At 69.8% G+C, this 10,672-nt stretch carries 9 protein-coding genes and 1 pseudogene; 3 read left to right on the top strand and 7 right to left on the bottom strand.

The window, feature by feature from the left end:
* Positions 1 to 211 precede the first annotated feature (211 nt).
* From GCG21_RS15965 to GCG21_RS15955, 3 genes are read right to left on the bottom strand one after another with little or no spacing between them, the layout of a single operon-like run.
* Positions 212 to 1,267 (bottom strand): hypothetical protein, encoded by a 1,056-nt coding sequence (locus tag GCG21_RS15965; RefSeq protein ID WP_152910663.1) that lies wholly within the window; start codon positions 1,265 to 1,267, stop codon positions 212 to 214.
* Positions 1,268 to 1,310: 43 nt separating this feature from the next.
* On the bottom strand, positions 1,311 to 2,378 hold the full coding sequence (locus tag GCG21_RS15960) for an ImmA/IrrE family metallo-endopeptidase (RefSeq protein ID WP_152910662.1): 1,068 nt from the start codon (positions 2,376 to 2,378) through the stop codon (positions 1,311 to 1,313).
* A 4-nt stretch (positions 2,379 to 2,382) separates the two neighbouring features.
* Entirely contained in the window at positions 2,383 to 2,754 is a 372-nt protein-coding gene (locus GCG21_RS15955; protein WP_152910661.1) for a hypothetical protein, read from the bottom strand.
* Here GCG21_RS15955 and GCG21_RS17065 point away from each other — a divergent pair.
* Entirely contained in the window at positions 2,753 to 2,884 is a 132-nt protein-coding gene (locus tag GCG21_RS17065) for a hypothetical protein (RefSeq protein WP_255471638.1), read from the top strand. The two genes, GCG21_RS15955 and GCG21_RS17065, sit on opposite strands and share 2 nt — an antisense overlap.
* A gap of 161 nt (positions 2,885 to 3,045) precedes the next feature.
* Here the strand turns inward: GCG21_RS17065 and GCG21_RS15950 are convergent, their stop codons facing one another.
* From GCG21_RS15950 to GCG21_RS16445, 3 genes are all read right to left on the bottom strand, one after another.
* Positions 3,046 to 4,128, bottom strand: coding sequence for a restriction endonuclease subunit S (locus tag GCG21_RS15950; RefSeq protein ID WP_227994023.1), 1,083 nt, complete (start codon positions 4,126 to 4,128; stop codon positions 3,046 to 3,048).
* A 113-nt stretch (positions 4,129 to 4,241) separates the two neighbouring features.
* A complete protein-coding gene (locus GCG21_RS15945) occupies positions 4,242 to 5,942 on the bottom strand; it encodes a type I restriction-modification system subunit M (protein ID WP_370517574.1) in 1,701 nt (566 codons plus the stop codon).
* 6 nt (positions 5,943 to 5,948) lie between these two features.
* Positions 5,949 to 8,048, bottom strand: coding sequence for a hypothetical protein (locus tag GCG21_RS16445; RefSeq protein WP_194165148.1), 2,100 nt, complete (start codon positions 8,046 to 8,048; stop codon positions 5,949 to 5,951).
* 161 nt (positions 8,049 to 8,209) lie between these two features.
* On the opposite strand from GCG21_RS16445, the gene GCG21_RS15935 reads away from it, so the two are divergent.
* Together GCG21_RS15935 and GCG21_RS15930 are read left to right on the top strand one after the other, a co-directional pair.
* Positions 8,210 to 8,830 carry a hypothetical protein gene (locus tag GCG21_RS15935; protein WP_152910659.1) on the top strand — a complete coding sequence of 207 codons (621 nt, stop codon included), beginning with the start codon at positions 8,210 to 8,212 and terminating at the stop codon, positions 8,828 to 8,830.
* 246 nt (positions 8,831 to 9,076) lie between these two features.
* Positions 9,077 to 9,526 carry a hypothetical protein gene (locus GCG21_RS15930; RefSeq protein ID WP_152910658.1) on the top strand — a complete coding sequence of 150 codons (450 nt, stop codon included), beginning with the start codon at positions 9,077 to 9,079 and terminating at the stop codon, positions 9,524 to 9,526.
* A 115-nt stretch (positions 9,527 to 9,641) separates the two neighbouring features.
* On the opposite strand, the pseudogene GCG21_RS16440 reads toward GCG21_RS15930, so the two are convergent.
* Positions 9,642 to 10,672: pseudogene (locus GCG21_RS16440) on the bottom strand (hypothetical protein); the annotation flags it as partial.

The following is a 10,672-nucleotide window of genomic DNA, read 5'->3' as shown; positions in this document are numbered from 1 at the left end:
AAGGTAGCGTCGGGCACGTCGAGGTCTTCCTGATGGGCAGTGTGAGAACTTCCATCATCGGAGGACCTCGATCCCTACCCGACGAGCGACGCGCCCACGGCCCCTACACCCTCAACTGTGAAGAGCCGCATTATCGATATCGCTCCCGAAGGACGTCGAGACGATCCGACGACTCCTGGACTGAGAGCGCCGGCGGGGGCGCCCCGCGCCGTCAGCGGCGGTAGCGGCGCTCCGTCAGCTGTGCCAGGGCACCGGTGGAATCGGCGGCCACCGCCCCGGGCAGGGAGTCCGCGGTCAGCTCCCCGGTGGCGAGGGACGCCACCTCCTCGGGAAGGCGGAGCAGGCGTACGAGCCGCGGCAGCAGCTCCGCCGACCACTCGCTCGCGGCCAGGGCGACGAATTCGTCGATCGCCTCCCGGTCCAGGCCCAGTTCACTCAGGGACCGGCCGGCCGCCGCCGGGAAGTCCTCCGGGACCGAGGGCACAGCCTGGCCGAGCCGCTCGAGGGCGATCGCCTGCCCGCGCACCATGGCCGGGTAGGGGCCGTCACCGGCGGAGTCCTCGACCAGTCGGACCGGCGGCGCGTTCCAGACCGAGAGCAGGCTGACCACCGCCTGCTGCCGTGCCGCCTTGAGCGGTCCGCGCCACCACTGCACCGCCGATGTGCTGTAGACCGCGACCTCGACGTGGTCGCTCATGGCGATGAGCTGCACGACCGGGCGCTGGCTCTTCGGCCACGTGCTCGGCCGCCGCGGGAATCCGACGAGCACGTCCCGCCCGCCGACCTGCACGTGGGTGATCGCCCCGCCCACGCAGAACGCCAGGAACTCGATGTCCGCCTTCTCTGCCGAGAACGAGGTCGGCAGCACGTACACCCGGCGGATCTCCTGCTGCTCGGCGCCGGCGCCCTGCATCCGGTCGGCGATATTCGCCGGCACCGTGGCGGCGCGCTGATTGCCCGCGCAGTCGTGCGCGAGCACGCCCGCCGCGAGTTGTCGGCGCAGCAGCTCGGCGGTCTCCTCGATCGACCTTCCCGGCGCGATGCCCTCGGGCCCGGCGGTGAGCACCGAGTCCCCGGCCGTGAGCACCGTCGCGCGGACCCGGCCGAGCGTGTCTGCCGGGTGGTCGGCCCGTTCGACCACGCCGATCAGGCGCAGGGAACGTAGCTTCTCGACGGTGCGGGCGATCACCCGCCGGGTGTCGAACAGCACGAGCTCGACGTGCACATGTTCCGCCTGCCCCTCAGATCCACCATGATCATCCACCATCGAGCCATCGTAGCCGCGCGCGCCGGCGCACGTCCGAGAGCCGTCATCGTGTGGTCGGGGTGGGCCGGGATCGTCGCCTCGGCATGCGGTGCTCTCCCATCTCCTCGATGAGTCCGGCGCACCGCATCATCGCGTTGAGGCTGACGGACGGCGGCACCTGCTTCGTCTTGTCGAGGTGGCCCTGGATGTAATCGCCCATGCGCACGTCCGGGTCGATCCGGGCGAGGAGCATATGGACGACGGATTCCGCCTCGATCTCGCGGGTCGCGTGGCCCAGGATCGGCTGTGAACGATCGGGCCAATGGTCTGTGTCCGGCGAGCCGAGGTGCCCGCAATAGAGGTGGGCGAGTTCGTGGATCAGGGTGGCGTAACGGTCCGTCGGGCTGAGGTTCCGGTTGATCTCGAGTTCGTAGTGCAGCGGGAAGTCCTCGACCTGCGGCAGGCCGTCCGGCGTTCTGCCGGTGGCGGGCCGGGAGAGCCGGATCGTCGAGTTGGGTGTCTTCCGGATCCTCCCGCCGGAGTGCCCGCCGTCGTCAACGAGCGTGATTCGGATGCCGTCGCGGATCGCGTTCAGTTCGGTGTAGCGCCATCGGTCGTCGATCTGGGCCACGGTGCCGTCGAGCTGGATTTCGAGGGGTCGGACCGCGCTCCGGGGCACGGGTGGCGCGTCGTCCACGAGGGGTTCGGTGTCGTCCACGTCGAAGACCACTCGGACCGGGCCCCTCGGCTGGAGGATGACGAGCGGTCGCACTCCGGGCCGGATCGTCCGCTTGAATGTACGCAACCACCGGTTCGCGGTCGCGACGTACTCGGCGCCCGGCTTCTGCACGTGGATCAGCATCCGGTTGAACGGCCGGTACTCCGGCAGCCGGGAGACGAACCGGAGAAGCTCCCGATACTCCTGCGGGCCGCCGTAGTTCCCGGCGCTGTGGATCAGTGCATCGATCGACTTCCGCGCATCCTCGACGTCGACATCGCGGCGCCCGCCCGCGGGAGGCGCGGGCTCCGGGCCATCGACGTCGAAGTCGACGTCCCCGTCGAAGAGGCTCGCTTGTTCGGGCTCGCTCGCCCTCAGGTCGAATGGCGTGGAGGGCGAGTTCGTGGTGGCCATGTCATCACTCCGCTGCCGTCGCGGTTGTCGATTCTCGGCGCCCGCCCCGACCACTTCGTCCGGCGGCCTGGATCAGGAGGTCACCAAGGACCGCGAGGCCGAGCAGAGCGAGCAGGTCACCGTTTCGCCGGGTCGCGGCCGCCTCATAGAGCTGGGCTTCGTAGAGGCCGCCTGCCTGGGTGACCTGCAGGTCGAGGAGGTCGTTCGCGTACCACCCGTTCACGACGCTCTGCTGCGGCGCGCCCTGGGTGTTCTCGTTGTTCAGGTCGTTACGCGCGCTCGCCATGAGCTGCTGCGATTCCCAGCCGTTGACCGCCAGCGCGTTCGGAGCCTCGGGGGCCGTGTTGAAGTAGACCGCCGCCAACGCCAGTAGCATGACGGCCGCCCAAACGAAACGGATGCGCGCCGCAACGGCGCTCGTGCCGACTCTGATCTTCGGGGCCGCGGGAGTGCTCGCCGCTGGAGACTGCCCCGGCGGCTGGACCGGCGCCTGCGGGCTTCCGTAGGCCAAGGGTGCGTGAGCGCTCTCGTATGGACGCATCGGGTTCGGGGACACGGATTCGGGTGGGATCGGGTTCGGTGACGGTGTCGTCATGATGCTCCGTTCAGAAGAGTCGTGAGGCGCTGGGCAATGGACCCGGCTCTCGTGCACGCGGTGAGAATCGCTTCATACGGCCTCCGCCACGGCCGCCTCGGCCTCCCGGACCCGCAGGTCACCCGACATGAGCTTGGGCAGGAGCGTGTCGCGCATGGCGATGAGCCGTTCTGTCTCGACCTCCGCCGCAAGAGCACGTTTCCAGAGGTTCGACATCAGCTTGTCCTCTGTCACAATGCGTCCGGCATCAGGGATCGTGACCGCCTCGTCGAGATGCCTCCGCTGAATATGCCCCATGGTCGTCGCCTTGTCAGCTGCGATAGCCCTGAACTCCTCGAGTTTGAACCGTATGAGCTGGTTCACCAGCCACAAGGGATAGCCCTCGTTCGGGATCACCTTGAAGATGTGCTGATTGACGATACCCTCGTCGCGGTACCAACGTGCCAATGTGAGGGACCCGGACCAGGCAAAGAGGAGGTCCCCTGGGCGCGCAAGGTGGTCATCGTGCACGTCAAGGTCATTGCGCACAGTCGAACTGCCCAGTCCCGAATTCATTTCAGCGATTCGAATGACGACGCGGCCGGAACCTGTCGCGTTCTTGGTAAACGCCTTGCCGTTGATGAAGCGCGCTGTCGCACTCAGCGGGACATAAGCCTCCGAGCCGCGGACCATCATCCGAAATCGAAGGTGAGCCAGCTCATCCGCCGTGACGGCGAGCCTGCGGTTGGCCTCGATCTTGTCGTCGAGCGCGCTGAGGACCCTGGCGATAGCTCGCTGCCTTGGCATCGCCGGAATCGTCACCGGGAGCGACTTCAACTGCCCGAGATTAAATCCAGGAACAGAGCTTCCAATCGCAGAACCCTGCACAAGAGCGATCATGGTCGGTTGCGACAGGTAATAATACAGGAATGTTGAATCGACGAGCGCACGATCTGGAGTCATCTTCATCTGCTTGTTGGATATCATGTACTCGACATGCCGCCCGCCCCCAATCAGCCCAATCTGGCCAACCGATCCCCAGCACGTGAAAACGAGGTCACCTTCACGCACCAAACTTCGCTCAAATCGCGCAGCATACTCTTCTGGAAGATACACGAACTCGCGCTCGTCTAGCCGAGTGCCGACATCAAAACTTAGATTCGATCCACGAATCATTGGAAGGCCAGACGGAACGAAATGCTTCGACGAGACACTCGAACCGAATGGCCCCGCCGAAAACGCTCCTGACGCCGAAGCCGCGTAGTCCCCTAGATGCACCCGCCGTTCACTCATTGCACCCTCCCCAGCTGCTCGCGCACGACCTGCTCGAGCCGTGCCGACTCCTCGAACTGGGCGAACAGCTCCCCAGTGAGCCGTTCGATCTTCTGCTCGATGGGCTCGCCGTCGTCCTCCTCGGGCGGGGCGCCGACGTAGCGCCCGGGGGTGAGGGAGTAGTCGGCGTCCTTGATCTCGGCGAGCGTAGCCGAGTAGCAGAAGCCCGGCTCGTCCTCGTATTCGAGGCCGGCGTCGCGCGCGGAGGCGCTGCCCCGCCAGGCGTGGAAGGTGCCGGCGATCTTGGCGATGTCCTCCTCGCCCAGCTCCCGCTCGGCGCGGTCGACCATGTGGCCGAGGTCGCGGGCATCGATGAAGAGCACCTGGCCGCGCCGGTCCGTGGCCGCGCCGACGCCGCTCCCCTCGTCACCGGCCGCGTCACCGGCCGCGTCACCGCCCCTGGGCTGCCCGGCGTGCCCAGCGGACTTGTCCTTGGCGAAGAACCACACGCACACCGGGATCCCGGTCGAGCGGAACAGCTGGGTGGGCAGCGCCACGAGGCAGCTGACCAGGTCCGCCTCCACGAGGTTCGCCCGGATCTGACCCTCTCCCCCACTGTTGCTCGACATCGACCCGTTCGCCATGACCACGCCGGCCGACCCGTCCGGAGCGAGCTTGCTCAGGATGTGCTGGATCCACGCGTAGTTCGCGTTATTCGCCGGCGGCACGCCGTAGGTCCAGCGCGCGTCCTCGGCCGAGCGCGCCCAGTCCTTGATGTTGAACGGCGGGTTCGCGAGCACGAAGTCCATCGGCACGTCCGGGTGCAGGTCGCGGGCGAACGTATCACCCCACCGCGGCCCGAGGTTCCCGGTGAGCCCGTGCACGGCGAGGTTCATCCTCGCCATCCGCCACGTGCCCTGATTCAACTCCTGGCCGTACACGCTGATCGCCTGCCGGTCGGCGTCGTGACGCTCGAGGAACTTCTCCGCCTGCACGAACATGCCCCCCGAACCGCAGCACGGGTCGTACACGCGCCCCTGGAACGGCTCGAGCACGTCCACGAGCACCCGCACCACGTCCGGCGGTGTGTAGAACTCCCCGCCCCGCTTGCCCTCGGCCGCGGCGAACCGCCCGAGGAAGTACTCGTACACCTCGCCGAGCACGTCGCGCGCCTTCCGCGCCCCCACCCCGGAGAAGCGCGCCGCGTGGAACAGGTCGATCAGCTCCCCGAGCCGGCGCTGATCCACCCCGTCCCGGTTGAAGATCGTGGGCAGCGTGGCGTGCAGCGCGACGTTCGCGCCCATGAGCTGCTCCATCGCCTCGTCCACGAGCTGCCCGATCGAGGCCTCGGACTCGACCTCGGTGGCGACCCTGCCCTTGGCGTGCGCCGCGAGGTACTCCCACCGCGCCCGCTTCGGCACCCAGAACACGCCCTCCGAGCGGTACTCGTCGACGTCCTCCTCCATGAGCACCCGCTGCTCCTCGGTGAAGCCGTCGGCGGCGAGCTCCTCGCCGAGCTCTCGGCGCCGCTCCGTGAACGCATCCGACACGTACTTGAGGAACACGAGCCCGAGGATCACGTCCTTGTACTGGCTCGCGTCCATCGACCCCCGCAGCTTGTCGGCGGCCTTCCACAGCGTGTCCTTCAGTTCCTTCATCGTGGTGGCTGCACCGACGCTCTCGCTCGGTACGGCGGCCTGCTTCTTACGTGGCGGCACGGTTCCTCATTCCTGCTCGGGGTGGTCGGATTCATCATCCACCAGACGTACGACACCGGCGCTCACGCCCGCCGTCACCTCGGTGGTCAGCTCCTGCAGCAGCCGCAGCGACTCGCGGGCGGCCGCCCGCGCCTCCTCGATCCGGGCGAGCGCCGCGGCGGTCTGCGCCGCCTGCTCCGGCGGCACGAGCCGGAGCGCCCAATCGCGCCGGCGGGTGCCCCGTTCGGCGCGCCGAATGTCGGCGGCGATCAGGGCGGGCACGAGGCCGACCGCGTGGTCGCGCACCCGCAGCACCTGGGCCGGGTAGGCCACGAGGCTCAGGCCGTCGCGATCCACGATCGCGGCCGGGCGCGGGGCACTCGTGAAGACGACGTCGCCCGGCTCGGTCAACCGGCTCCCCGGGTGGCGGGCGATCAGTTCCATCCGGTCGACCGCTCGCGGCCCGCCCTCGCCGGTCACCTCGGCCGGGCCGATCACGCGCACCTCCCCGCTCGCTCCGGTCGCCGGCCGTGCGAGGCCCTCGATCCGGTTCCCGGGCAGGCGGCGCAGTGCCCGCCGGTCGATCAGTTCCCCGAGCGTGAAGCGCCGCACCGCGACCGAGTCCCCGGCCCGGACGGCCAGGTCGACCGTGGCCGCCGGCACGTCGGCGAGGGCACGGGAGAGCTCGCGCACGCGCGCGGGCGCGGCTGCGTCGTCCCTGATCGCGCGCTGGAGCGGCCGGGACGTGGCGAGCAGGCCGGCCCGCTCGGCGAGGATGCGCGAGGTGTGGGCGAACCGGGCGAAGCGGAACGCGTGCGCGCGGACCTCGGCGCTCGTTCCCATCGCGGCGAGCACGTCGGTGAGGAGGTCGTCCACGAGACCGGCCGGCAGTCGCCCGCGGCGCAGCGGCTGCACGGAGGCGTCGGCGACCATGATCCACCGCCCGCCGATCGGCACCTCGGGATGGGCGTCGCCGAGCACCCACAGGGCGAGGCGCTCCCGGGATCGCGACGGCACCAATCCGGCCGGCAGGAGCACCGCCGCCCGCACCTTGTCGGTGCGCAGCAGGTCGGAACGGATCGACTCCACCTCGGGGCCGGCCTCGTCGATGAGCACCCGCGCCGGACCGAGCACGACAGCCCGTTGCCCCGGCGCGAGCCGCACCGCGATCTCGTCGATCCGTTCGAGCACGCCCGCATCACCCCGCTCGCCCCGCTCGCCCGCGCGCGAGAGCGTGGTGACGACGATCGCCCCCGTGGCGAATCCACTCGCCATGTCGGAGTGGGTCACCTGCCATCCGTGGGCGAGCAGGCGCCGTCGGGCGAGCCTCGCGAGGGTGCCCGCGCCGGGGCCCGCCCGCGCGGTGACCGGGTGGTCGCCGGGCGGGTGGTCGCCGGCCGGCTCCGGGACCACGGCGCGGGCCCGGTCGAGGTGCTCCTCGTGGGAGAGCACGGCCGCGAGTACGTCCCCGGCGCCGGGATCGGGATCGGCCACGACGAGCGGCCCACCCGGGCTCAGCGTCAGCGCGAGGCGGGCGAGCAGGTCGAGGGCCGCGGGGGCGAGCGCGTCGTCCGCGGGAGCGAGGGCCGGCAGGAGCCGGTCGATGGCGGCGCCCGCGGAGTAGGCGGAGTCGACCACCTCGTCGGCGAGGGAGGCGAGGTGCTCGAGACGAGTAGGAACGGCGGCCGCGGCCTCGAGCTCGCGATAGCTGTCGCGGTCGTGCGGGTCGGCGTCGTCGGCCAGGTCGAGGAGCGCCTCGACGTCGCATCCGGCGAGCGGCCCGCCCGATGCGGCCCGCAGGCGCACGAGGGCGGTGATCGCGTGGAGCTCCGCGGGCGCCACGCTTCCCCGCAGCGCGCGGACCACGACGTCGGCGGTGAACTCGCGGTTGTTCCCGAGGCCGGTGCGGTCGATCCAGTCGGCCACCTCGCCCGCCCGGAAGAGGAGCCGGGTCCCGCGCTGCTCGCACGGGAGGGGAAAGCGGTTCGGCCCGTCGGGATGGCGGCTGCGCCACACCGAGACGACGGGGCGCTGCACGCCCGCGACCTCCGCGATGTCGGCGAGGCCGACCCGCAGATCATCCAGGAGGCGGTGCCGGCTCAGCTGCCTTCTCGGGTGCGGGCTCATCCGTCCCCCTCTCTCCATCTCGGTTCGGAGCCATCGTGCCAGAGAATGCACCTCTGATGGTGGTTTTCACGATAAGCCCACTTATCGCACCGTTCGTTGATCGCCCTCGATCGGCACTGGACACTCGACGCAATGACCAGCCCGATGCGAAGGAGATCACGATGACAAGCGCCATGACCAGGCGACCGGCGGCGGCAGTCCTTGCCGCGGCGATGCTCGGCCTGACCGGATGCGGGGCGGCGCTCACCGCCGACGAGAGCACCGGCCAGAAGGCCCACGGCGACGAGCAGGTGGGGCAGCCCGAACCGGCCACCGAGCCGGCATCCGCCCCCGCCACGCCGAGCCCGGAGCCGACACCGGAGCCCGAACCCGAGGGCAGCCGCGCGAATCCGTTCGCGATCGGCACGAGCGTGGGCAACGAGACCTGGGATCTCGTGCTCGACACGCCGCGGGAGGCGTGGACGGAGATCAAGGCCGAGAACCGGTTCAACGACCCGCCCGCCGAGGGCATGGAATTCTGGATCGTGCCGCTCGAGGCGACCTACCTGGGCGCCGAGACGGGCACGGCCTGGCTCGACATCGACGTGAAGTTCGTCGGCTCCGACAACCGCACCTACGACGGCTACTGCGGAGTCATCCCCAGCGATCTCGACGAGGTCGGCGACCTGTACGAGGGCGGGGTCGCCGAGGGGAACGTGTGCCTCGAGGTGCCCGCCGGCGCCGACGGCCTCTGGACCGTGGCCACGGACTACGGCGAGCCGGCCTTCTTCGCGGCGGAATGAGGCGAGGCAGATGACGAATCCGAACGAGCCGGCGCCCTTCAGTCCGGAGGCGGCCGCCCGGGAGGACCACCCGCCGGCTCGAACGAGCCGGACCTCCCCGGAGAACCCGGCCACCCGCCGTCCATACCCGCCGGCTCGAACGAGCCGGACCTCCCCGGAGAACCCGGCCACCCGCCGTCCATACCCGCCGGCTCGAAGCCGCGCCGCGGTCTACGCGCGGCGCTCATCGCGGGCGGGGCGGTGGCCGTGGTCGTCGGCACCGTCGTCGTGGGCCTGACGATGCTCACCCCCGATCCGCTGGCCGAGGCCTTCGAGACGTGCGACGGCAGGAACGCGCTCACGGTCGTCTCGGCCGCCTGGGCCGACGAGCCCACGCCGACCGAGACGGACTCCCCGCACACACGCCGGCCGGATGCGCTGGAGGAGTACCTCGCCGGCCGCCTCTCCCTCGACGACGACGCCACGACCCTCGTGCTCGACACACTGCCTCAGGACGACGACCCCCTCGGCCTGAGCACGTTCGTGCTCGAATGTCTCTACGTCAGCCTCGACACGCCCGCATGGCTGCAGACCAATATCGGCCAGACTCGAGCGCTCGACGGACGCCGGCAGGGCGAATGGGAGCACTTTCGGGCCGAGTGGAGCTATCACCCGGACAACGGTCTCAACCTGGTGATCAGAATGGCCCGACAGTAACCGGGTGCCGCCGGCAGGCCCCGGAGTGGGGCGAGGTGGCGATCGTCCGGCGCACGGGCGGGTTCGCCGAAGCCGCCATTCACGGTGACGGGGTTCACGGGGACGGGGCTGAGCCTCACGGGGACGGGGCTGCGGGCGGCGTGGTCACGGTGACGGTACTGCCCGCCCCGAGCGGACTCACATTCCCCACCCGGTCGGTGGCGAAGACCGCATACGAATACTGCATACCCGCCGCAAGCCCGGTATCGGTCACCGACTCGTCCTGAGCCTGCACCAACGGGATCTTACGACCCGCATCGATCGTCGCCGGAGCCACCGCCCCATCCACCCGCCGCACCGTGATCCGCTTCAACTGCGCATCGACCGGATTCTGCCAAGCCAACACCACCCGACTGGAACCATCGACCGACGCCGTCACCCCCGTCACCGCACCCGGAAACACCACCGGCACCGTAATCGAGGCCGCCTCACTCACCGCGCCCGAGTTCGCCTGCGTGAACACCGAATACGAATACTGCTGCCCCGGCGCCAAACCCGAATCATCGGTGGCATGAGTCGTCAACGCCCGACCCGTCACGATCTCGACCCCATCGGTCACCGTCGCCGGCGCCACCTGCCCGGCCGCGCCCCGCACGATGATCCGAGCGATCCCGGCATCGGGCGAATACTCCCAATTGAGCACCGTCTTGGCCGACGTCACGATCGGAGCAACCAGACCCGTCACCGCCGGCGGCGCCGTACCCGTCCCACCATCACCATCGCCGCCGCCGTCGCCGCCGCCGCTGTCACCGCCGCCGCCGGGCGGCACGGTCAACGGCGGCGTGGTCACGGTGACGGTACTGCCCGCCCCGAGCGGACTCACATTCCCCACCCGGTCGGTGGCGAAGACCGCATACGAATACTGCATACCCGCCGCAAGCCCGGTATCGGTCACCGACTCGTCCTGAGCCTGCACCAACGGGATCTTACGACCCGCATCGATCGTCGCCGGAGCCACCGCCCCATCCACCCGCCGCACCGTGATCCGCTTCAACTGCGCATCGACCGGATTCTGCCAAGCCAACACCACCCGACTGGAACCATCGACCGACGCCGTCACCCCCGTCACCGCACCCGGAAACACCACCGGCACCGTAATCGAGGCCG

Source organism: Pseudactinotalea sp. HY160 (assembly GCF_009372055.1).
Lineage (GTDB): Bacteria > Actinomycetota > Actinomycetes > Actinomycetales > Beutenbergiaceae > HY158.
This window is presented reverse-complemented; position numbering and strand designations above follow the sequence as displayed.

Excerpts from the sequence above, each read along its gene's own strand:
- GCG21_RS15935 (WP_152910659.1), top strand. The coding sequence starts at position 8,210 with ATGACAAGCGCCATGACCAGGCGACCGGCGGCGGCAGTCCTTGCCGCG.
- GCG21_RS16445 (WP_194165148.1), bottom strand. The coding sequence starts at position 8,048 with ATGAGCCCGCACCCGAGAAGGCAGCTGAGCCGGCACCGCCTCCTGGAT.
- GCG21_RS17065 (WP_255471638.1), top strand. The coding sequence starts at position 2,753 with ATGACGGCCGCCCAAACGAAACGGATGCGCGCCGCAACGGCGCTCGTG.
- GCG21_RS15960 (WP_152910662.1), bottom strand. The coding sequence starts at position 2,378 with ATGGCCACCACGAACTCGCCCTCCACGCCATTCGACCTGAGGGCGAGC.
- GCG21_RS15950 (WP_227994023.1), bottom strand. The coding sequence starts at position 4,128 with ATGATTCGTGGATCGAATCTAAGTTTTGATGTCGGCACTCGGCTAGAC.
- GCG21_RS15965 (WP_152910663.1), bottom strand. The coding sequence starts at position 1,267 with ATGGTGGATGATCATGGTGGATCTGAGGGGCAGGCGGAACATGTGCAC.
- GCG21_RS15955 (WP_152910661.1), bottom strand. The coding sequence starts at position 2,754 with ATGCTACTGGCGTTGGCGGCGGTCTACTTCAACACGGCCCCCGAGGCT.